The following is a 20,361-nucleotide window of genomic DNA, read 5'->3' on the forward strand; positions in this document are numbered from 1 at the left end:
CCGCTAGAGTTCAACACGTCGCCGGGCCGCACCAACGGTTCCCGGAGGCGCTGCGGACGTAGCTCAGTTGGTAGAGCGCAACCTTGCCAAGGTTGAGGTCGCGAGTTCGAGCCTCGTCGTCCGCTCGACAGTGGGGGCTGCATTTCGGCCCTCACGGCTCCTGGTGGAGTGGCCGAGAGGCGAGGCAACGGCCTGCAAAGCCGTCTACACGGGTTCAAATCCCGTCTCCACCTCCATGGACGATTAGCTCAGCGGGAGAGCGCTTCCCTGACACGGAAGAGGTCACTGGTTCAATCCCAGTATCGTCCACTGGTCCCACCACGGACCGCCCCGCGCGATTAGCTCAGCGGGAGAGCGCTTCCCTGACACGGAAGAGGTCACTGGTTCAATCCCAGTATCGCGCACTGGTCCCACCAAGGACCCTCCCGGACGATTAGCTCAGCGGGAGAGCGCTTCCCTGACACGGAAGAGGTCACTGGTTCAATCCCAGTATCGTCCACACCTCGAAGTCCCCCGGGCCCTCTTCGGCCCGGGGGACTTCGTCCTGTGCTCCGGGCCCGTCCCGGACGACACCGCTCCTGGACGACACCGGTGCGCGCCCGGGACCACACCGCGGACCCGCGCACGCACGTAGCCCGGGCAGCCGAGGGCTGCCCGGGCTCACATGCCGTCCGCCACACCCCCGTCCCCACGGGGTTGATCAGGAAATCCCCAACCCGGGCCGCTCTCCCGGGCCCGGGGCGCCTGCTCAGCGCCCCAGCATTCCTGCCACGGACGACGCCTGGGTGATCACCGCCTCCACCCCTCCGAACAGCATGGCGAGCAGAAGGGCGAAGGGAAGGACCATGACCGTGGCGACCAGGGGATGACGCGACCCCGACGCCCGGGAACCGGCCGGAGCGCCCGCGAGGCCGGTCAGCCGCCGCCCCGGGGCCCGGAGGGCCGCGCGCCCCGCCGTGTGCGCCATGTTCGAACTCCCGTCATGTGAAGGGCGGCGGGTGGGTGACCTCGGGGGACGAGTGCTGCACCCGCCGCTTGCCGTCAAACCTAGGCGCCGACGGCCGCCCGGGCGTCATGCCCGCGTACCGACTGCGAGGCATCCCCCAGGAGGACCCCCGGGGCGGTCGCGTACTCCCCAAGGTGGAGATGGATACCGGCCACCCTCGGGAAGACCCGGAAGGGGCGCTCCCCGCACAGGTCACCGCACAGATCACCGCGCCAGTCACCGCGCGGGTCAGCGGCGTCCTGCCGGACCGGCGGCGAGGTGATGTCGATCACCCGTTTCCGCACCGCCAGCAGGGCCCTCCGCCCCTCGCCGAGGCCACCCACGGCCGCGGTGCACCGGCCGCCTCCGCAACCGGAAACTGGCGCACCATCAGTTGATCGACGGGCCGACGGAGTTGGGCGACTGGAGCGCAGGCGGACGTCAGTTCGCCCTGGGCGCAGCGGACTTGCCGCTACGCCACCGCGTGCGGAACGCGTCCACGCCGCGCGCGCGGCCTTGCGGCGCGGGGAGGCGCCAGTCCGTAAGCTGTCTCCGTCAGACGGACCGGGCACGTGGGGCCTCCCCCACCGGAGGTAGGGGAAGGGACATGGCGATGATGCGGCTCCGACGTGAGGACCCGCGAGTCGTCGGCTCGTTCAAGCTCCACCGGCGGCTGGGCGCGGGCGGCATGGGTGTCGTCTACCTCGGTTCGGACCGCCGGGGCCAGCGGGTCGCGCTGAAGGTCATCCGGCCGGATCTCGCCGAGGACCAGGAGTTCCGCTCACGGTTCGCCCGCGAGGTGTCCGCCGCCCGCCGGATCCGTGGCGGCTGCACGGCCCGGCTCGTCGCGGCGGACCTGGACGCCGAACGGCCCTGGTTCGCCACCCAGTACGTGCCGGGGCCCTCCCTGCACGACAAGGTGAACGAGGGCGGGCCGCTGGCCCCTGCCCAGGTGGCCGCCATCGGGGCGGCCCTCGCCGAGGGGCTCGTCGCCGTCCACGACGCGGGCGTCGTCCACCGCGACCTCAAGCCGTCGAACATCCTCCTGTCCCCCAAGGGCCCGCGCATCATCGACTTCGGCATCGCCTGGTCGACGGGCGCCAGCACGCTCACCCACGTGGGCACCGCGGTGGGCTCCCCCGGCTTCCTCGCCCCGGAACAGGTGCGCGGCGCCGCCGTGACCCCGGCGACCGACGTGTTCTCCCTGGGCGCGACCCTGGCCTACGCCGCGACCGGCGACTCCCCGTTCGGGCAGGGCAGTTCCGAGGTGATGCTCTACCGCGTCGTGCACGAGGAGGCGCAGCTCCAGGCGGTCCCGCCCGCGCTGACGCCCATCGTGCACGCGTGTCTGGCCAAGGCCGCCCAGGAACGGCCGACGACGGCCCAGCTCTCGCTGCGGCTCAAGGAGATCGCCGCGCGCGAGGCCCGGGGCCTGCCGCAGGGCGCCGCGCCGATCCCCCGCCCGGCCGCCCGGCGGGTGGCCGAGCCCGCGCAGCCGCGCACCGAACGCGGCACCGGGCCGACGCCCCGGCCCGCACCGCCCTCGTCCGAGCGCGTACGCCCCCGTCCCCGGCCCGGTGGGCCCGGCGGCACCCGCCGGCTCCCCGGAGGCGGCACCGGGGGGCACCCCGCCGTCGACGGCCGCACTCCCCCGCCCAGGGCACCGGCCCGTCCGCGCGGCCATGACGCCGCCCCGCGGCCGGAGCCCGCCGACGGCCGCGGGGCCCGCTCCACCGGGGCCCGGCGCGGCCCGCTGGCGGGCGGTGAAAGGCGGCGGCCGAGCGAGGCCGGGGCCGCCGAGCGCAGGACCGCGTCGCGCGGGACCGCGTCGCGCGGGACCGCGCCCCGCCGTCGCCCGGCCCGCAGGCGGCCGCACCGTCCCGGACCGGACCGTCGGCTCCTGCGGCAGCGGCTCGTGGTGTTCGTGACGGTGACCCTGCTGGTGGCTCTCGGGATCGCGGCGGCCCAGGGCTGCGAGGCGCCCGAGGGGCGTGCCCTGCCGCCGTCCGCGCCCGCGGCGCAGCCCGCCGGCGCGACGGCGCCGGGCGCCGGGGAGAGCCCCGCTCAGTGACCGGGCTTCGCGCCCGGTGCCGCGGCGAGGGCGTAGAAGGCGACGGCCGCGGCGGCGCCCACGTTGAGCGAGTCGACGCCGTGCGCCATGGGGATGCGCGTCCAGGTGTCGGCGGCGTCCAGGGCGAGGCGGCTGAGCCCGGAGCCCTCGGCGCCCAGCAGGAGCGCGGCCCGCTCGGGGCGGTCGGCCACGACCTCTGCCAGGTCGACCGCCTCCGGCGCGGGCGTGAGCGCGAGCAGCCGGAACCCGGCCTCCCGTACCGTCTCCAGGCCACCGGGCCAGGTGTCGAGCCGGGCGTAGGGGACGGCGAACACGGCGCCCATCGAGACCTTGACGGAGCGCCGGTAGAGCGGATCGGCGCAGTCGGGCGAGAGCAGCACGGCGTCCATGCCCAGCGCCGCGGCGCTGCGGAAGATGGCGCCGACGTTGGTGTGGTCGTTGACGGACTCGAGGACCGCCACGCGGCGGGCGTCCCGCAGCAGGACGTCCGGGCGCGGCAGCGGGGTGCGGGCCATGGCCGCGAGGGCGCCGCGGTGCACGTGGTAGCCGGTGACCCGCTCGGCGGTCTCGGGGTCGACGAGGTACACGGGGACGGTGGCCGTGTCGATGACGTCGCGCATCGGCTCGGCCCACTTGGCGGACAGCAGCAGCGAACGCATGGGGTAACCGGCCTGCAGCGCCCGGCGGATGACCTTCTCGCCCTCGGCGATGAACAGCCCCTCGGCCGGTTCCCGGCGGCGGCGCAGCGCGACGTCGGTGAGGTCGGTGTAGTCGTGCAGCCGCGGGTCGGCCGGGTCCGTGACGGTGACGGGCTCAGCCACGCGCCGGATCCTCGGACGAGCCGGCCGGGCCGACGCCGACGACGTCCCCGATGACGACGACGGCGGGGGGCCGGACGTCCTCCGCCCGCACCCGCTCGGCGACGGTGTCCAGGGTCGCGTCCACACGGCGCTGGGTGGCCATCGTGCCCTCCTGCACGACGGCGACGGGGGTGTCCGCGGCCCGGCCGTGCGCGACCAGGGTGGCGGCGATGGCGCCGATGTTCTCCACGGCCATGAGCAGTACCAGCGTGCCGCGCAGCGCGGCCAGCGCGGGCCAGTCCACGAGGGAGCGCGCGTCGTCGGGCGCGACGTGGCCGCTGACCACGGTGAACTCGTGGGCCACGCCCCGGTGCGTGACGGGGATACCCACGGCGCCGGGCACGCTGATGGAGCTGGAGATCCCCGGCACGACGGTGACGGGCACGCCCGCACGCGTCAGCTCCTGCATCTCCTCCATGCCCCGGCCGAAGACGAACGGGTCCCCGCCCTTGAGCCGGACCACCGACTTCCCGGCCTTCGCGTACTCGACGAGCGCGTTGTTGATGGCCTCCTGCGCCATGAACCGCCCGTAGGGGAGCTTGGCGGCGTCGACGATCTCGACGTGCGGGGGCAGTTCGGCCAGCAGGTCGCGCGGCCCGAGCCGGTCGGCGACGACGACGTCGGCCTCGGCCAGGAGCCGGCGGCCGCGCACGGTGATCAGGTCCGGGTCGCCGGGGCCGCCGCCGACCAGGGCGACGCCCGCGGTGCGCGCGCGGTACTGGGGCGCGGCCAGGGTGCCGTCGTGCAGCCCCTCGACCACGGCGTCCCGTACGGCGGCGGAGCGGCGCGGGTCGCTGCCGGTCAGCACGGCGACGGTGACGCCCTCACTGTGGCCGGTCGCCGGCGTCCACGCGGTGGCCGCCTCGGCGTCGTCGCTGCGCACCGCCCAGACGCGGTGCGCCTCGGCCTCGGCGGAGGCGGCTTCGTTGGCCCCCGGGTCGCTGGTGGCGATCAGCGCGTACCAGGCCTCGGCCAGGTCGCCCGCGCGGTAACCGCGGCGCTCCCAGCGCAGCTCGCCGGCTTCGGCCATGGCCTCCACCGACGGGGTGACCTCGGGCGCGATGAGCTCGACGTCCGCCCCGGCGGCGACCAGCGCGGGCAGCCGCCGCTGGGCGACCGTGCCGCCACCGAGAACGACCACCCTGCGGCCCTCCAACCGCAGGCCGACGGGGTAGGCGGGAGTGTCGGACATGGCGGTGCGGCTCCTCGGAGGGTGGTGCTGAGCCGCTGCGGCGATGGAGCGGCGGCGTCGACCGTCACGCTCTCGTGCCCGGCGTGACGGGGGTGTGTACGGGTGGACCGGTCGTTCACCCAGCATCGTAGACGGCGGGTGTTACAGGGGTGTGGCGTCGGCTCCGCGCGGGGCCGGCTCAGTTCTTCTCCGTGACACCCGCCGCGTCGAACGTCGCGACCTCGTGCATCGCCCGGGCGGCGGACTGCACCACCGGCAGCGCGAGCAGAGCGCCCGTGCCCTCCCCCAGCCGCAGGTCCAGGTCCACCAGCGGGCGCAGGCCGAGCTTGGTGAGCGCGGCCACGTGCCCCGGTTCCGCGCTGCGGTGCCCGGCGATGCAGGCCGCCAGCGCCTCCGGGGCGATGGCGCGGGCCACCAGGGCGGCGGCTCCGGCGCTGACGCCGTCCAGGATCACCGGCGTGCGCAGCGAGGCGCCGCCGAGGATGAGGCCGACCATCGCGGCGTGCTCCAGGCCGCCCAGCGCGGCCAGGACGCCGACCGGGTCGGCCGGGTCGGGCCGGTGCAGTTCCAGGGCGCGGCGGACGACCTCCACCTTGTGGGCGTGCATGTCGTCGTTGATGCCCGTGCCCCGGCCCGTCACCTCGGAGGGGTCGGTGCCGGTGAACGCGGAGATCAGCGCCGCGGACACCGTCGTGTTCGCGATGCCCATCTCGCCCGTCAGCAGGGCGCGGTTGCCCGCCGTGACCAGGTCACGTGCGGTCTCGATGCCGATCTCGACGGCGCGCACCGCCTCGGCCCGATCCATGGCGGGGCCGACGGTGAAGTCGGCCGTGCCCGGCCGCACCTTGCGCGGCAGCAGCCCGGGCGAGGCGGGCAGCTCTGCGGCCACGCCCACGTCCACGACGCACACCTCGGCGCCCACCTGGCCCGCGAAAGCGTTGCAGACGGCGCCGCCGCCGAGGAAGTTGGCGACCATCTGCCCGGTCACCTCCTGCGGCCAGGCGGTCACGCCCTGGGCGTGCACGCCGTGGTCCCCGGCGAAGACGGCCACGGCCGCCGGCTCCGGGACGGGCGGCGGGCACTTGCGGGCCAGGCCGCTGAGCTGGGCGGAGATGATCTCCAGCATGCCCAGTGCGCCGGAGGGCTTCGTCATCCGCTTCTGCCGCTCCCACGCCTCGCCGAGCGCCTTGGCGTCCAGCGGACGGATGCCGGCGAGGGTCTCGGCGAGCAGGTCGCTCGGCTCACCGCCCGGCAGCACCCGGCGGCCGTAGGACTCCTCGTGCACCACCCAGGACAGCGGGCGGCGCTTGGACCACCCGGCCTGCGCCAGCTCCGGCTCGTCCGGGAAGGCGTCCACGTAGCCGACGCACAGGTAGGCGACGACCTCCAGGTGCTCGGGCAGCCCGAGCGCGGTGACCATCTCCCGCTCGTCGAAGAAGCTGACCCAGCCTACGCCGAGCCCCTCGGCCCGGGCGGCGAGCCACAGGTTCTCCACGGCGAGCGCGGACGAGTAGGGCGCCATCTGCGGCTGGGTGTGCCGCCCGAGGGTGTGCCGGCCCCCGCGCGTCGGGTCGGCGGTGACGACGATGTTGACCGGCGTGTCGAGGATCGCCTCGATCTTCAGTTCCTTGAACTGCTTGGCCCGGGCGCGGGGCAGCGACTTGGCGTAGGCCTCGCGCTGCCGCACGGCCAGCTCGTGCATCGCCCGCCGGGTCTCCCCGGAGCGGATGATGACGAAGTCCCAGGGCTGGGAGTGCCCGACGCTGGGTGCCGTGTGGGCGGCCTCCAGCACCCGCAGCAGCACCTCGTGCGGGATCGGGTCGGAACGGAAGCCGTTGCGGATGTCCCGGCGCTCGCGCATCACCTTGTGCAGGGCTTCACGCTCGGCGTCCGGGTACCCGGGGGCGGGCGGGCCCTGCGGCACCGCGACGGCCTCCGGCGCGGGCTCGGGCACGGCCTCTCCCTGAGCGGCGTCGGGGCCTTCCGGCCCGGTGCCCTCCCCGGGCGCGGGAGCGGGCTCGGCCTCGGGGGCTTCGGGGGCCTCGGGGGCCTCGGGCGCGGCAGCCGGTGCCGCGTCCGTCACGGGGTCCGTGGCCGCCACGGGCTCGGGGGCCGGATCCGGGGCCGCTTCGACGGCGTCACCGGGCTGCCCCACCGGGGCCTCCGCGGGCTGCGGCGCGGCGGGCGCGCCCGCCTCCGGGGACGGCGCCGGGACGGGCTCCGGGGCGTCGGGCTGCGGCGCCGCGGTCACCGGGACGGGGGCGGGCTGCGGCGCCGGCTGCTCCACCGGCTCGGCGGGGCTCTCGGAGCGCGGCCCCGGCACGGACGGAGCGGCCTCGACCGGCTGGGCGCCCTCGGCCGGAGCGGCGACGGGCTCCGGAGCGGCGCCCTCGCCGAGGTGCCCGGCGGGCTCGTGCGCGGTCTCGGGAGCCGGTTCCGCCGCCGGCTGGACGGCCTCCGCGACCGGCTCGGGCGTGGGCTCGGGCGCCGGGGCCGGCTGCGGGGGCGCCGGCGCCTGCGGCTCCTCGGCCGCGGCACCGGACTCACCGGGCTGGGGCCCGGCCGTCGGCTCGGGCCCGGACGGCGGCATGGCGTGCGGCGCGGGCGGCTGGGCCTCGGCGACGGGAGCCGCCTCCGGGGCCGGGGCCCCCTCGGGGGCGGGCACCGCCTCGGAGGCCGGGAGCGCTCCACCGGCCGGATCCGGGCCGGGCTGGGGAGCGCCGACGGACGGACCGACCGTTTCTGCGTCCGCGGCCGGCGGGCCGTCGTACGGCGCGGCCACGGGAGTGGACCAGGCACCGGGCTGGACGGGGGTCACCGGGGTCATCGGCGGCGTGGCCGACCCCTGCTCGGCCTGGCCGGGGAAACCGCCCTCGGGGGTCGCGACGGGCACCTGGCCGGTCTCGAAGTACTCGGGGCCGCCCTGCTCCGCCGGATACGGGGCGGGCTCGGGCGCGGGGTGGGCCGGGCCGGCGTGGGCGGCGCCGGGCTGACCGGCCGGGGGCGGGACGGCGGAGGGCGTCGGCCCGCGGTCGGCCAGGGAACGGACGGCGCCGGACTGCTCGGGCACCGGCGGGCCGAGGTGGAGCGGGCGCCGGGGTGCGGCGGCGCCGGGCTGACCGGGGTGCGCGGTGTGGCCGGTGTCCTGGCCGGACTCGCGGACGGCTCCGTACTCGTGGAACCCGGAGTCGCGGCCGTCGGTCTCGTGCGGGCCCGGGAGGGGGCCGGCCGCATGCCCCGGCTGGCCCGCCTCGTGGTGGGCGGCCTCGTGGTGGGCGGCCTCGTTCCACGCTCCCTGTGCGCCGGGCATCAGCAGCATGTCGTCCTCGTAGCCGGGCGCACCGCCCTGGGCCGGGTCCGCGAAGGTGTACGTGCCGGAGGCCGGTGTGCCCGTCTGCTCCGGCAGTGCGCCCGCGTTCTCCGGCAGCCCCTCACCCGGGACCTGGCCGGTGTCGGTCATGCGTACCCCTCGCCATCGGTAGTGCTCCGTCGAGTCCCATGGGACTCCCCCGCTTGGAGAACGAGCATGCGCCCCGCGCGGCACGTCTCCTGCCCCGCCATCCCGCACAAAGCCGAACAAAGCGTCAACTCTGGGTGACGGAACAACAGTCGTTCAGCCTACCGGTCCCGGCCGGTCCGCCCGGCCCGGGGTGTACGACTGACCCCGGTTGGTCACGGTTGTTCCGCGACAGATCACATCCGGGTTCCGGAGAGCAGGAAAACGACGGTGCGGTCCCGTTCCGACCAGGTCTTCGTGTCCAGTTCCAGGGTCTGGAGCAGAGCGCACTCGACCGCGTACCCCGCCGCGGCCAGCACCCGGCCGAGGGCCTCCGCCTCGTCCCGGGTGGCTGCGTGGGTGACGAGGCGCTCGGGACGCCGCTCGGCGCAGGCCGTCACGGTGCGCAGCCCGCCGCCCCCGATCCGGACCAGATCGGGTTCCGGCAGGTCCTGGAGGATCTGCGGGGCGCCGCCGCGCACCGTCTGGAGCTGGACGCCGAGCCGGCGGGCCGCGGCGGTGGCGAGGGCGCAGGCCTCGGCGTTGCGGTCGACGGCGAGGACGGCGGCGCCGAAGCCTGCAGCCTCGACGGCGAACGAGCCGCCGCCGGTGCCGATGTCCCACACCAGGTCGCCGGGGCGGGGGCCCAGGCGCGCCAGCTGGGCGGCCCGCAGGGTGGCCGACTCGCCGGTGGTGAGCCGGGCTTCGGGCGTGCCGTGGGCGGGACCGGGCAGTGCCCAGCCGCGGGTCGTCCGGGGCTGGCCGAGATCCTGGCCGGCGAGCCAGCCGCCGCCCGGGGCTGCGCCGGCTCCGGCGGCGGCGCCGTGTCCGCCGACGACGATGACGACGTTGGGATCGCGCCACACGTGGTCGGCGGCCTTGTCGGAGGTCAGGACCGTCATCCGCTCCCGGGCGGTGCCCAGCTCCTCGCAGATGACGAAGGTGCGGTGCACGTCGCCGAGGAGCAGGGCCAGCTCGGCGGGTCCGGCTCCGGGCGAGGTGAGGACGCCGACCTTGGGGTGGGCGCGGCAGACGTTGACGGCCCGGCGCAGGGTGCGGCGGTTGGCGACGACGAGCTGGGCGTCGTCCCAGGGCATCCCGGCGCGGGCGAAGGCGGCGGCGACGGCGGAGACGGCGGGGACGACCTCCACTTCCAGCCCGTGTTCGGGGGCGCGCAGTGCGCGGACGACGCCGAAGAGGCCGGGGTCGCCGTCGGCCAGGACGACGGCCGTGCCGCGGTGCCGGGCGATGCGCCGGGCGGCGAGGGCGATGCTGCCGAGGCGGACGTGCTCGGCGCCGGCGGGGACGTCGGGCAGGGTCAGGTGGTGGGCCGCGCCGGCGACCAGCGTGGCGGCACGGAGCGCGGAGCGGGCCGCACCGTCCAGGGGCGAACCGTCCCAGCCGATCACGGTGACACGGTCGGCCATCGGCGGGGCCTCCTGGGGGTCGCTGTGACGGGCGCCAGTGAGGTTACCCGAGCGGCCCGTGAGCCTTCGCGGGGGTGCGCTCGACGACGGCCGGCGGCTCGTCGGGCGTCTCGTCGAGGTCCTCGGGCAGGAGGCTCCAGACGATGAGGTCGGTGCGGACGTCGGTCCACTCCTCCACCACGGTGGGGGATGCTGGCGCGGCCGGGGACGCGGGCGGTCCGTGCTCCTCGATGCGCACGCGGGTGGTGCCCGCGCTGCGCAGGACGCCCTCGCTGATGCAGCCGACCTTCTGCGCGACCTGCTGGGCGGCGGTGTTGCCCGCGGCGGTGCGCAGTTCGAGGCGCGCGAAGCCCTGGTCGCGGAAGAGCCAGGTGGAGACGGCGAGCAGGGTCTCGGCGGCGTAGCCCTCGCCCCGGGCCCAGGGGGCGACGACGTAGCACGCCTCGGTGGCCGCCGTCCGCCAGTCCGTGCGGCGCAGTTCGACGCTGCCGACGAGGCGGCCGGTGAGGAACTCCGTGACGGCCAGGGCGATGCCGCCGCCGTCGGTGCGCCACCGTGGAGCCCGCCGGGTGACCCAGTCCCGGGCGTCCGCCCGCGTGTAGGGGTGCGGGGCGTCCGTCCAGGCGGTGACGAGTTCGTCGTTCATCATGTCCGTGAGCGCCGGGATGTCCGCTTCCTCGAACGGCCGCAGCACGAGGCGATCCGTACTGATGGAGATGTCCGGGAATCTGGAAGTCATGCGCCGCTCCGTGCCGATGGTGTCGTCTGCACAGCATGCAGCATGTGGTCGGACGCTCACGGCGCCGGGCCCGGGCGGGCGGGCCCGGCGCCGGGCGGGCGGCGCGGGGCGGGGGTCAGTCGCGCGGGGCGCCGAAGGCGGGGACGACGGAACCCCGGTACTCGTCCTCGATGAACGCCCTGACCTCGGCGGAGTTGAGGAGTCCGGCGAGCTTCCCGATCCGCGGGTCGTCCTCGTTGCCCTCCTTGACCGCGAGGAAGTTGGCGTACGGGTTGCCGGTGGCCGCCTCGCGGGCGAAGGCGTCCGTCTCGGGGTCGAGCCCGGCCTCGATGGCGTAGTTGCCGTTGATGACGGCGGCGTCCACCTCGCCGAGGGCGCGCGGCAGTGTCGCGGCCTCCAGCTCCTTGAACGTCAGGCCCTTGCGGTCGGCGATGTCGGCCAGGGTGGCGTCCTGGCCGGCGCCGTCCTTCAGCTCGATCAGAGCGTGGGTGTCGAGCAGCTTCAGCGCCCGTCCGCCGTTGGTCGTGTCGTTGGGGATGGCGACGGTGTCGCCGGGGCCGATGTCGAACAGGGCCCGCGCCGACTCGGAGTAGAGGCCGAGCGGTTCGAGGTGGACGTCGACGACGGGGACGATGTGGGTGCCGTTCTTGGCGTTGAAGTCGTCCAGGTAGGGGCGGTGCTGGAAGTAGTTGGCGTCGACGTCACCGCTCTCGGTGGCGGTGTTGGGCAGAACGTAGTCGTTGAAGACCTTGACGTCCAGGTCGAGGCCCGCCTCCTGCGCCAGGTTGTCCCGGACGTACTCCAGGATCTCGGCGTGCGGGGTCGCGGAGGCGGCGACCGTGAGGGGGCCGTCGCCGCCGTCGGAGCCGGACGGCTTCGGGTCGGAGGCGGTGCCGCAGGCGGTGAGGCCGAGCGTGAGGGCCGCGGTGGCCGCGAGGGCGGCGGTGAGGGTGGTGGTGCGCACGATGAGTGCTCTCCTTCGGTGGTGTATGCCCGACGAAGAGTCGGGCTTCCTGGTTTCTGCGGGGTGTGGTCCGGGGCGCGTCGTGCGCCGGTTCAGCCGGCGGGGCGCTCGCGCCGTCCGAGGAGACGGACGGCGGCGTCGCCGAGAAGCTGGACGAGCGTCACGAGGACGACGAGCACGGCGACGGTGACGAGCATCAGGGTCGTCTCGAAGCGCTGGTAGCCGTAGGTGTGGGCGAGGTCGCCGAGCCCGCCGGCGCCGACGACGCCGGCCATCGCCGAGTAGCCGACGAGCACGATGACGGTGGTGGTGAGGCCGGCCACGAGCGAGGGCAGCGCCTGCGGCAGCAGCACCTTGAGGACGACGGTGCGGGTGCCGCCGCCCATGGCCTGTGCCGCTTCCACCAGGCCGTGGTCGACCTCGCGCAGCGCGGTCTCCACGAGCCGGGCGAAGAAGGGGACGGCGCCGACCGCGAGGGGCACGACGGCCGCCGTCGGCCCGATGAAGGTGCCGACGACCGCGCTGGTGAACGGGATCAGGGCGACGAGCAGGATGACGAACGGCAGCGACCGTCCGACGTTGACGACGGCGCCGACGACGCGGTTCACGGCGAGGTTGCGCAGCATCCCGCCCCGGTCGGTGAGGACGAGCAGCACGCCGAGCGGCACGCCCCCGAGCGCGGCCACCAGCGTGGACCAGCCGACCATGTACAGCGTGTCGACGCACGCCTGGGTGAGCAGCGGCTGCATCTCGGTCCAGGTCATCGGACGCCCTCCGCGGTCGGTGCGGCCCGGTCGGCCCGGGGCTCGGCGGCGTCGGCCGGGAGCGCGGCGCCGCCGGTCCCGGAGACGACGTCGACGGCGAGGCCCTGCTCGCGCAGGAAGCCGATGGGGACGACGTTGTCGGCGAACGGTCCGGGCAGCTCGATGCGCATGCGGCCCACCTGCGCGGTGCCGACGGTGTCCATGGCGGCGCCGAGGATCGAGACGTCGATGGTGTAGGTGCGGGCGAGCCGGGAGATCACCGGACGTCCGGTGGCCGCGCCGTGGAAGGTGACGTCGACGACGGTGCGGTCCGTGGCGTCCGGGACGGGCCCGCCGACGGGGAACAGCGTGGCGGCCAGCTCGGAGCCGGGGGTGGCGAGCAGCTCGGGGACGGTGCCGGACTCCACGACGCGGCCCGCGCGCATGAGCGCGGCGGAGTCGCACACCGTCTTCACGACGTCCATCTCGTGGGTGATGAGCAGAACGGTGAGGCCGAGCTGCCGGTTGAGGTCGCGCAGCAGCTCCAGCACGGAACGGGTGGTCTCCGGATCGAGGGCCGAGGTGGCCTCGTCGGAGAGCAGCACCTTCGGGTCGCCGGCGAGGGCGCGTGCGATGCCGACCCGCTGCTTCTGCCCGCCGGAGAGCTGTGCGGGGTAGGCGCGGGCGCGGTCGGCGAGCCCGACGACGTCGAGGAGGTCGAGAGCCTTGCGGCGGCGCTCGGCCCGGGTGACGCCGAGGATCTCCAGGGGCAGTTCGACGTTGCCCTGCACGGTGCGCGAGGAGAGGAGGTTGAAGTGCTGGAAGACCATGCCGATGCGGGTGCGGGCGGCGCGCAGGGCGGCCGGCGGCCGGGGACCGCGTCCGGCGAGGGCGGTCAGCTCCACGCCGTCGACGGTCACGGTGCCCGAGGTCGGCGTCTCCAGCAGGTTGACGCAGCGGATCAGGGAGGACTTGCCGGCGCCGCTCTGGCCGATGACGCCGTAGACCTCGCCCTCCTCGACCCGCAGGTTCACCCGGTCCAGGGCGGTGACCTCGCGGTCGGGCGTGCGGTAGACCTTCGTCAGGTCCGTGGTGGTGATCACTGGGTTTCCGTCACTGTCGGGCACGCGGCGCCCTCGTGGGGCGGCGTGCGGGGGTGTGTCGGTATGGCTGACGGGCGGCGCGGCGCGGCCGACGTCGGCACCGGCGGGGTGCCGGGCGCAGGTCGGGGTGCGGCGGGGTCAGCCGGCGTGGCGCGCGGGCTCGCTTCGGGGCGCGAGGCTGCTCAGGCGGGGGCCCTCAGCGGTCACACATTCGACGCATGCAGCAGCCACCGGGCAGGGAGTTCGCCTCGGTGACGTGAAGGGGGCTGCGCGTCGTGCTCATGGGGCAAGTAGAGCAGACCGACCCCGGACCGTCCCAGTCCCGGAGACACACGTCCGGATACTGGACGTTCGATCGGCGGGCGTCACCGTCGGGTCCTCCCGCCCGCTCCCTCGATGGAACCACGCTGACCTGCGACGATACGCGCCCCGGCGGGCAGTGGAGAGCAGCGCTCCGGGCCTGCGGGCTGTGGTCAAGGCCACCCGGACCGCGGCCGGCGCCACCGGGCTCGGGCGGGGTGCGGCGGTGCCCGGCGGCAGGCGTCGGGCACGGGCCCACCCGGAACCGGCCGGGGTCGTGCGGCGCAGTAGAGTCGCTGCCATGTTCACCCCCCTGACGGCCGCGGTCGCCGTGACCGCGCTCGCGCTGGCCGCCTGGTGCGGCCACGCGGCCTACCGGGACCAGCCCACCAAGGACTGGCACTTCATCGGCATGGCCCTCGTCACCGTGCTCGCCCTCGCGCAGCTCGTCGTCGGGATCGTCGCGCTGGCCGGAGGCGGGGAACCGGACGAGGGCTCGGTGGTCTTCGTCTCCTACCTGCTCGGCTGCGCCTGCGCGATTCCGGCCGTGGCGTTCCTCTCGCTCTCCGAGCGCACGCGCTGGGGTTCGGCGACGGTCGCGGCGGGAGCGGTGGTGCTGGCCGTGCTGGAGGTCCGGCTCTACGACATCTGGGGAGGCGGCGGTGGCTGACGCTCCGACGCGCCGGGCGCCCGGGGCGGCGCCGTCGAGCGGCGGCATCGGCTCCGGGCCGGGACGCCTGCTGGTGACCTTCTACGTCGTGTTCACGGTGGGGGCGACCTCGCGATCGGCCTACCAGATCGCGACGCGCTTCGAGGAGGCTCCGCTGCCCTACACGCTCTCGGCGCTGGCCGCCCTCGTCTACGCGGCCATCACCGTCGCCCTCCTGCGCGGAGGGGAGACGGCCCGCCGGACGGCGCTGGCGGGCTGTGTCACCGAGCTGGCGGGGGTGCTCGTCGTCGGCACCTGGTCCGTCTTCGATCCCGGGGCCTTCCCCGACACGACGGTGTGGTCGGCCTACGGCATGGGGTACCTGTTCATTCCGCTCGGCCTGCCCGTCGTCGGGCTGTGGTGGCTGCGGCGGTCCCGCGGCGCGTGAGGCGCGTCCCGTCAGCGGGCGTGCCCGGACCTGTGCCCGGCCCGCCGACGGCACCGTGCTCCCGCCCGGGGCCGTCGGCGGATTCCGGCGGACGGGCGCTGCGGTCGGCGGTCAGGCGCTGGTGGCGTACTCCTCCGCCACCGCGGCCTTCTCCAGCGTGATGAGGCTCAGCTTGGGCGACACGCGCTCGGTGGCCGAGGCGACGTAGCCGCAACGCCGGTACAGCCGCAGGTTGCCCTCGCTGCGGTGGCCGGTGAACAGCCGGAACCGGCGGGCGCCCTGCTCGGCCGCGAGGCTGGTCTCCAGCGCGGCCAGGAGCCGGCCGCCGAGCCCGTGGCGCTGGAGCCGCGGGTGGACGATGAGCTTGTTGATGTGGGCCGTGCCGTCGCCGTCCACCGTGCCGCGGACGGAGCCGACGACCTCCTCGCCGAGCCGGGCCACGAGGACGACGCCGCCGGACAGTTCCGCGCGCAGGGCCTCCAGCGTCTGGGTCAGCGGCTCGATGCCCCAGTCGCGGTAGAGCTCGGCCTCGCTCTGGTAGCACAGGTACTGGAGCTTGAGGATCTGCTCCGCGTCCTGGGCGGTCGCCGCAGAGATGGTCACGCTCATGGCCATGTGCGCACGCCTCTTTCTGGTGTCTCGCGCCCGCCGCGCCGGGGGTGAGGGTCGCGCGGAACGGGCTTGGCTGCCCTGGTGACGCCGGTCGTCTTTCGCACCCTTCCCCTGTGTGCGGGGTTTCCAACCTCCGTCGAGAGCATTCTGCGCAGAGATCGCAGGCAGCGGGAACGTGACAGCCCTCAACCAGTCTGTGAGATTCCCAACCCGCCTGCGATTCCCCGGTTCGGCGGGCGGTTCGCCTCAGCCTTCCCGGACCTTCCGTCAGCCGCGTCACCAGGGGTTCGAACACGGCCGCCCGGTGGGGACGGGCATCCCACCGGGCGGCCGCGGGGCCCGGTTCACGGGCGGACGCGCTTCACCCCCGGGAGCGACGGAAGTCGGCCGCCGCGAGCAGGGCGGTGTCGGGGTGGTCGGTGAAGATGCCGTCGACGCCGGTACCGAAGTAGGTGCGCAACGCGGCGAAGGCGTCGCCGTAGGCGTTCGGGTCCGAGCCGCGCCGGAAGTCGGTCGGCAGGAAGGCGTTCTCGTTGCGCATGGTGTACGGGTGCAGCACCAGGCCGCGGGCGTGGGCGTCCTCGACGAGCGTGGTCGGCTCGCCCAGGCTGCCGTCGGAGCGCTTGGGGAGGATCAGGTCCATCAGCGGGCCGATGCCCCGCGCGAAGGAGGCGATCCAGTCCAGGCCCTCCGGCGAGACGAGGTCGGCCGTGGTCCTGGGGTCGCCCGCCTCGGTGAAGTCCCAGGGCCGGTAGTCCTCCTTCCACAGCAGCACGACGCCGGGCGTGTCCACGAGCCGGGCCAGGTGCTGGACGCTGCTCGGTTCGAAGGACTGCAGGAAGACCGGCGCGTTGCCGCGGTGCAACCCGTGGGCGCGCAGCAGCCGGGCGAGCGGCTCCTCCAGACCGAGTCCGAGGCCGCGGAAGTAGCTCGGGTGCTTGGTCTCCACGTGGAGCCAGACGGTGCGCCCGCGCCGCCGGCCCTCGGTGCGGGCCCAGTCGAGGACCTCGGCGAAGGCCGGCACGGTCCAGCGGCCGTCGTAGAGGGTGTTGTCCGGCCGCTGGGCGGGGATGCGCTCGGTGGCGCGCAGGGTCTTCAGCTCCCGGAGGGTGAAGTCCTCGGTGAACCAGCCGGTGACGGAGCTGCCGTCGACCGTCTTGGTGGTCCTGCGGTCGGCGAACTCCGGGTGGTCGGCAACGTCGGTGGTGCCGCCGATCTCGTTCTCGTGGCGGCACACGAGATGGCCGTCCTTGGTCGGCACGAGGTCCTGCTCGATCACGTCCGCGCCCATGTCCAGCGCCAGCTCGTAGGCGCCGAAGGTGTGTTCGGGACGGTAGCCGCTGGCGCCGCGGTGGGCGATGACGGCGGGAACGGGCAGCCGGTGACCGCCGGGACGCCGGCCACCGCGCGCGGGCGCGGCGGCCTGGGCGCTGCCGGACGCGCCCAGGGCGACGGCTCCGGCCGCCCCCAGCACGGTCGCCCCGAGGACCGCTCTGCGCCCGGGCTGCTGCACGTGTTCCATGGACCCTCCCAGGGTGGTGCGGGAGCGGACACGGGTGAACCGCCTCCCGCGTGGCGGATGACGGGCGAAGCCTAGGCGCGGGCCCCGTCCGGCGGGAGACGGGGCCCGGAACAGGAGGCGAACACCGGCGGGGAACGAGCCGGGGGAACCGCTCGGGGGAACCGCCGTCACCCGGTGCGTGGTTACCGGTTGGTACCCGGTGGTTCGTGGGTACGTCTGGCCCGAGTAAAGTCGTGTCCGCGCCCGGCGGCGCCGACTGAAACCACCACCGGAGGCTGAATCCGCGATGCGCCGTTTCCTGCTGATCAAAGCGGTACTCGGCCCGGCCCTGCGCCTGCTCTTCCGTCCGCGTATCGAGGGAGCGGGGCAGGTCCCCGCGGACGGCCCGGTGATCCTCGCCGGCAACCACCTCACCTTCATCGACTCGATGATCCTGCCGCTGGTGACCGACCGGCAGGTGTTCTTCATCGGCAAGGACGAGTACGTCACCGGCACCAGCCTCAAGGGGCGCCTGATGGCGTGGTTCTTCACCGGCTGCGGCATGATCCCCGTCGACCGGGACGGCGGCCATGGCGGCGTCGCCGCGCTGATGACCGGACGCCGGGTGCTGGAGGAGGGGAAGGTCTTCGGCATCTACCCCGAGGGCACCCGCTCCCCCGACGGCCGGCTCTACCGCGGCCGCACCGGGATCGCCCGGCTCGCCCTGATGACGGGCGCCCCGGTGGTGCCGTTCGCGATGATCGGCACCGACCGGGTGCAGCCGGGCGGCCGGGGCCTGCCCCGGCCGCGCCCCGGCCTGCGCATCACCGTGCGCTTCGGCGAGCCGCTGGACTTCTCCCGGTACGAGGGCATGGACCGGGACCGCTACGTGCTGCGCGCGGTGACGGACGAGGTCATGAGCGAGGTCATGAGGCTGTCCGGTCAGGAGTACGTGGACATGTACGCGACCAAGGCGAAGGCGGCCTGACCTCCTCCGCGTTCACCCGGCCGCCTCGGCCTCCGGCACGGCCTCCGGCTTCTCCGCACGCTCCTCCTCCACGTCCTCCCGGTCCTCCCCCTCCCGCGGGTCGCCCGGGTCCTCCCCCAGACGCTGGCCGCGCAGCAGCCAGCCGGCGAGGGCCGCGGCCGTCAGCAGCGCCACGGAACCGGCCCCGGCGGCGGTCCGCAGACCCTCGGTGAAGCTCTCCCGCGCCGCCGCGAGCAGCTCACCGCCCAGGGGGGCGGGGAGGGCCCCGGCCGTCTCCACGGCCGCGCCCAGTGATTCCCGCGCGTCCGCCGCCTGGCCCGCCCCGACGCCGTCGGGAACGGCGAAGCCGCGGTAGAAGCCGGTGACGATGGACCCGAGCAGCGCGATGCCCAGGGCCGACCCGAGCTCGTAGGCGGTCTCGGAGACGGCCGAGGCGGCGCCCGCCTGCTCCTTGGGCACGCTGGAGAGGATCACGTCGGCGGTGACGGTGAAGGAGAGCCCCGCCCCGAGGCCCACGATGAGCAGGATGGGGCCGAGCAGCCGGTAGTCGGTGCCCGCGTCCAGCCACACACAGGCCCCGAGCGCCAGCCCGACGGCGGCGAGCCCCCAGCTCACGGCGGCGCGCACCGAGGTGCGGCGGGCGACGTGCCCGGCCACCAGCCCGGAGACCACTGCGCCGAGCGCGGCGGGCAGTTGGGCGAGCCCCGCCTCCAGCGGCGAGCGGCCCTGCACCATCTGCAGGAACTGCGACAGGAAGAAGACCATCCCCGCCAGGCCGAGGATCGTCAGCAGGTCGGCGAGGACCGCGCCGGACAGGCCGCGGCTCCGGAACAGCCGCATGTCCAGCAGCGGCGACGGCAGCCGCAGTTGCCGCCGGACGAAGGCGGCCAGCGCCAGGGCGCCCAGCGCCCCGGCGAGGCAGGCGTCCCGGTGGAGGCCGTGGGTGGCGGCCTCCTTGACGGCGTAGACGAGGCCGATGATGCCCACCATGGACAGACCCACACTGGGCAGGTCCCAGGGGCCGGGGTGCGGGTCGCGGGACTCGGGCAGCACCTTCGCCCCGACGAGGACGAGAACCGCCATCACGGGCAGGTTGATGAGGAACACCGAGCCCCACCAGAAGTGCTCCAGCAGGAATCCCCCGGCCACCGGTCCGACGGCCGCCCCGGCCGAGGCCATGGCGCCCCAGATGCCCACGGCCAGGCTGCGCTCGCGCGGGTCGTGGAACAGATTGCGGATGAGGGCGAGCGTGGCGGGCATCAGCGTGGCTCCGGCCACGCCGAGCAGGGCGCGCCAGAGGATCATGGCCTCGGGGCTGTGCGCGTAGGCGGTGAGCACCGACACCGCGCCGAACACGGTGGCGCCGGACAGCAGCAGCCGCTTGCGGCCGATCCGGTCGCCGAGGCTGCCCATGGACACCAGCAGTCCGGCGATGACGAAGGAATAGACGTCGCCTATCCACAGCAGCTGGGCGCCGGTCGGGCGGAGGTCCTCGCTCAGGAATGGCGTGGCCAGCCCCAGCACGGTGGCGTCGATGCCGACGAGCAGCACGGCCAGGGCGAGGACGGCGAGGGCGAGCCAGCGCCGGGCGCCCGCACGCGCGGCACCGGCGGCCGGTGCGCGGCGGCCGGGCACGGCCTGCGACGTCATCGCGGGTTCCTCTCCAGGGCTCCGCCGAGCAGCAGCTCGGCGACCATGTGCGGGGCCTCCTTCGGGGCGAGCCGGCCGTCCTGCACGCTCCAGCCGGAGGCGGCGATCAGCGCGTAGAGCGCATCGATGAGCCAGGCCGGGGACAGGTCCCGGCGGAAGACGCCCTCGGTCTGGCCGCGCCGCACGAGGGCGCCGACGCGCTCGTCGATGCGGGCCCAGCCGGCGTCCATGTGGTCGGTGACGTAGAGCTGGTTCTCGCCGTAGAGGAAGGCCAGGAACCCGGCGACGGGCATGGCCTCGGCGAGCAGGCGGCGCAGCGCCTCAGTGGGGTCGCCCTCGTCGATCCGGGCGGTGTCGAGGCCCTCCTCGATCTGCCGGATGCCGAGCTCGCCCAGGGCCAGGACGAGGGCGTCGCGCCCGGCGAAGTGCCGGTGCAGCGTGGCCCGGCTGACGCCGGCCGCCTTGGCGATCTCGTCCATGGACGCCGTGGTGCGCCGCGACAGCAGGTCGGCGGCGGCCCTGAGGAGGTGTTCACGATGCACAGCCATGAGACGACGATAGACCAGATGAGACACTCACGTCTCACCTGGGACGCATGCGTCTCCAGATTCGGGGGTGGGACGGGGGACGCCG

The 20,361-nt window shown here is 75.0% G+C and carries 18 protein-coding genes and 5 tRNA genes; 9 read left to right on the plus strand and 14 right to left on the minus strand.

Annotated features, from left to right (window positions below; translation table 11 throughout):
- Positions 1–52: 52 nt before the first annotated feature.
- The 5 genes from O7609_RS01235 (at position 53) to O7609_RS01255 (ending at position 499) form a co-directional block, all read left to right on the plus strand.
- Positions 53–125 (plus strand) — tRNA-Gly (locus tag O7609_RS01235).
- A 37-nt stretch (positions 126–162) separates the two neighbouring features.
- Positions 163–236, plus strand: a tRNA-Cys gene (locus O7609_RS01240).
- A gap of 1 nt (position 237) precedes the next feature.
- Positions 238–309 (plus strand) — tRNA-Val (locus O7609_RS01245).
- 23 nt (positions 310–332) lie between these two features.
- Positions 333–404, plus strand: a tRNA-Val gene (locus tag O7609_RS01250).
- A gap of 23 nt (positions 405–427) precedes the next feature.
- A tRNA-Val gene (locus O7609_RS01255) sits at positions 428–499 on the plus strand.
- Between the two features lie 249 nt (positions 500–748).
- Here O7609_RS01255 and O7609_RS01260 read toward each other — a convergent pair.
- Positions 749–967, minus strand: coding sequence for a hypothetical protein (locus O7609_RS01260; RefSeq protein WP_269733052.1), 219 nt, complete (start codon positions 965–967; stop codon positions 749–751).
- 80 nt (positions 968–1,047) lie between these two features.
- The gene (locus O7609_RS01265; RefSeq protein ID WP_269742934.1) at positions 1,048–1,329 is read right to left on the minus strand and encodes a hypothetical protein; all 282 of its coding nucleotides are present in this window, start codon (positions 1,327–1,329) and stop codon (positions 1,048–1,050) included.
- Between the two features lie 263 nt (positions 1,330–1,592).
- Here O7609_RS01265 and O7609_RS01270 point away from each other — a divergent pair, with 263 nt between their 5' ends.
- The gene (locus O7609_RS01270) at positions 1,593–3,056 is read left to right on the plus strand and encodes a serine/threonine-protein kinase (RefSeq protein WP_269742935.1); all 1,464 of its coding nucleotides are present in this window, start codon (positions 1,593–1,595) and stop codon (positions 3,054–3,056) included.
- Here O7609_RS01270 and O7609_RS01275 read toward each other — a convergent pair.
- The 8 genes from O7609_RS01275 to O7609_RS01310 all read right to left on the minus strand — a co-directional run bounded on the left by O7609_RS01275 (position 3,050) and on the right by O7609_RS01310 (position 13,580).
- Positions 3,050–3,877 carry a TrmH family RNA methyltransferase gene (locus tag O7609_RS01275; protein WP_269733055.1) on the minus strand — a complete coding sequence of 276 codons (828 nt, stop codon included), beginning with the start codon at positions 3,875–3,877 and terminating at the stop codon, positions 3,050–3,052. The two genes, O7609_RS01270 and O7609_RS01275, sit on opposite strands and share 7 nt — an antisense overlap.
- Positions 3,870–5,108, minus strand: a complete 1,239-nt coding sequence (cobA, locus tag O7609_RS01280) for a uroporphyrinogen-III C-methyltransferase (RefSeq protein WP_269733056.1) — start codon at positions 5,106–5,108, stop codon at positions 3,870–3,872. The genes O7609_RS01275 and cobA overlap by 8 nt, the downstream gene beginning before the upstream one ends.
- Positions 5,109–5,286: 178 nt before the next feature.
- Positions 5,287–8,568 (minus strand): nicotinate-nucleotide--dimethylbenzimidazole phosphoribosyltransferase, encoded by a 3,282-nt coding sequence (gene cobT, locus O7609_RS01285; RefSeq protein WP_269742936.1) that lies wholly within the window; start codon positions 8,566–8,568, stop codon positions 5,287–5,289.
- A 233-nt stretch (positions 8,569–8,801) separates the two neighbouring features.
- Positions 8,802–10,031: a precorrin-6y C5,15-methyltransferase (decarboxylating) subunit CbiE gene (gene cbiE / locus O7609_RS01290; RefSeq protein WP_269733059.1), complete on the minus strand. Its 1,230-nt coding sequence runs from the start codon at positions 10,029–10,031 to the stop codon at positions 8,802–8,804.
- Positions 10,032–10,074: 43 nt separating this feature from the next.
- On the minus strand, positions 10,075–10,770 hold the full coding sequence (locus O7609_RS01295; RefSeq protein WP_269733060.1) for a GNAT family N-acetyltransferase: 696 nt from the start codon (positions 10,768–10,770) through the stop codon (positions 10,075–10,077).
- A 115-nt stretch (positions 10,771–10,885) separates the two neighbouring features.
- On the minus strand, positions 10,886–11,737 hold the full coding sequence (locus tag O7609_RS01300; RefSeq protein WP_269736965.1) for a MetQ/NlpA family ABC transporter substrate-binding protein: 852 nt from the start codon (positions 11,735–11,737) through the stop codon (positions 10,886–10,888).
- Positions 11,738–11,826: 89 nt separating this feature from the next.
- The gene (locus O7609_RS01305) at positions 11,827–12,498 is read right to left on the minus strand and encodes a methionine ABC transporter permease (RefSeq protein ID WP_269733061.1); all 672 of its coding nucleotides are present in this window, start codon (positions 12,496–12,498) and stop codon (positions 11,827–11,829) included.
- On the minus strand, positions 12,495–13,580 hold the full coding sequence (locus tag O7609_RS01310) for a methionine ABC transporter ATP-binding protein (RefSeq protein ID WP_269742937.1): 1,086 nt from the start codon (positions 13,578–13,580) through the stop codon (positions 12,495–12,497). The genes O7609_RS01305 and O7609_RS01310 overlap by 4 nt, the downstream gene beginning before the upstream one ends.
- Positions 13,581–14,181: 601 nt before the next feature.
- Here O7609_RS01310 and O7609_RS01315 point away from each other — a divergent pair.
- Together O7609_RS01315 and O7609_RS01320 are read left to right on the plus strand one after the other, a co-directional pair.
- Positions 14,182–14,550, plus strand: a complete 369-nt coding sequence (locus tag O7609_RS01315) for a hypothetical protein (protein WP_269733063.1) — start codon at positions 14,182–14,184, stop codon at positions 14,548–14,550.
- A complete protein-coding gene (locus O7609_RS01320; RefSeq protein ID WP_269733064.1) occupies positions 14,543–14,977 on the plus strand; it encodes a hypothetical protein in 435 nt (144 codons plus the stop codon). Before O7609_RS01315 ends, O7609_RS01320 begins: the two co-directional genes overlap by 8 nt.
- 111 nt (positions 14,978–15,088) lie before the next feature.
- On the opposite strand, the gene O7609_RS01325 is transcribed toward O7609_RS01320, so the two are convergent.
- Both O7609_RS01325 and O7609_RS01330 read right to left on the minus strand, forming a co-directional pair.
- A complete protein-coding gene (locus O7609_RS01325; RefSeq protein WP_269742938.1) occupies positions 15,089–15,778 on the minus strand; it encodes a GNAT family N-acetyltransferase in 690 nt (229 codons plus the stop codon).
- A gap of 172 nt (positions 15,779–15,950) precedes the next feature.
- Entirely contained in the window at positions 15,951–17,111 is a 1,161-nt protein-coding gene (locus tag O7609_RS01330; protein WP_269742939.1) for a glycerophosphodiester phosphodiesterase, read from the minus strand.
- A 286-nt stretch (positions 17,112–17,397) separates the two neighbouring features.
- Here O7609_RS01330 and O7609_RS01335 point away from each other — a divergent pair, with 286 nt between their 5' ends.
- The gene (locus O7609_RS01335) at positions 17,398–18,078 is read left to right on the plus strand and encodes a lysophospholipid acyltransferase family protein (RefSeq protein ID WP_269733067.1); all 681 of its coding nucleotides are present in this window, start codon (positions 17,398–17,400) and stop codon (positions 18,076–18,078) included.
- 12 nt (positions 18,079–18,090) lie between these two features.
- Here O7609_RS01335 and O7609_RS01340 read toward each other — a convergent pair whose 3' ends face one another.
- A complete protein-coding gene (locus O7609_RS01340) occupies positions 18,091–19,728 on the minus strand; it encodes an MFS transporter (protein ID WP_269733068.1) in 1,638 nt (545 codons plus the stop codon).
- Positions 19,725–20,276 carry a TetR/AcrR family transcriptional regulator gene (locus tag O7609_RS01345; protein WP_269742940.1) on the minus strand — a complete coding sequence of 184 codons (552 nt, stop codon included), beginning with the start codon at positions 20,274–20,276 and terminating at the stop codon, positions 19,725–19,727. Before O7609_RS01345 ends, O7609_RS01340 begins: the two co-directional genes overlap by 4 nt.
- Positions 20,277–20,361 lie beyond the last annotated feature (85 nt).

The sequence above is a fragment of the Streptomyces sp. WMMC1477 genome, assembly GCF_027460245.1.
GTDB lineage: Bacteria > Actinomycetota > Actinomycetes > Streptomycetales > Streptomycetaceae > Streptomyces.

Bases quoted from the DNA above. Each gene is read 5' to 3' on its own strand.
- O7609_RS01345 (WP_269742940.1), bottom strand. From the start codon at position 20,276: ATGGCTGTGCATCGTGAACACCTCCTCAGGGCCGCCGCCGACCTGCTG.
- O7609_RS01295 (WP_269733060.1), bottom strand. From the start codon at position 10,770: ATGACTTCCAGATTCCCGGACATCTCCATCAGTACGGATCGCCTCGTG.
- O7609_RS01340 (WP_269733068.1), bottom strand. From the start codon at position 19,728: ATGACGTCGCAGGCCGTGCCCGGCCGCCGCGCACCGGCCGCCGGTGCC.
- O7609_RS01315 (WP_269733063.1), top strand. From the start codon at position 14,182: ATGTTCACCCCCCTGACGGCCGCGGTCGCCGTGACCGCGCTCGCGCTG.
- O7609_RS01330 (WP_269742939.1), bottom strand. From the start codon at position 17,111: ATGGAACACGTGCAGCAGCCCGGGCGCAGAGCGGTCCTCGGGGCGACC.
- cobA (WP_269733056.1), bottom strand. From the start codon at position 5,108: ATGTCCGACACTCCCGCCTACCCCGTCGGCCTGCGGTTGGAGGGCCGC.
- cbiE (WP_269733059.1), bottom strand. From the start codon at position 10,031: ATGGCCGACCGTGTCACCGTGATCGGCTGGGACGGTTCGCCCCTGGAC.
- O7609_RS01335 (WP_269733067.1), top strand. From the start codon at position 17,398: ATGCGCCGTTTCCTGCTGATCAAAGCGGTACTCGGCCCGGCCCTGCGC.
- O7609_RS01305 (WP_269733061.1), bottom strand. From the start codon at position 12,498: ATGACCTGGACCGAGATGCAGCCGCTGCTCACCCAGGCGTGCGTCGAC.
- O7609_RS01260 (WP_269733052.1), bottom strand. From the start codon at position 967: ATGGCGCACACGGCGGGGCGCGCGGCCCTCCGGGCCCCGGGGCGGCGG.
- cobT (WP_269742936.1), bottom strand. From the start codon at position 8,568: ATGACCGACACCGGCCAGGTCCCGGGTGAGGGGCTGCCGGAGAACGCG.
- O7609_RS01270 (WP_269742935.1), top strand. From the start codon at position 1,593: ATGGCGATGATGCGGCTCCGACGTGAGGACCCGCGAGTCGTCGGCTCG.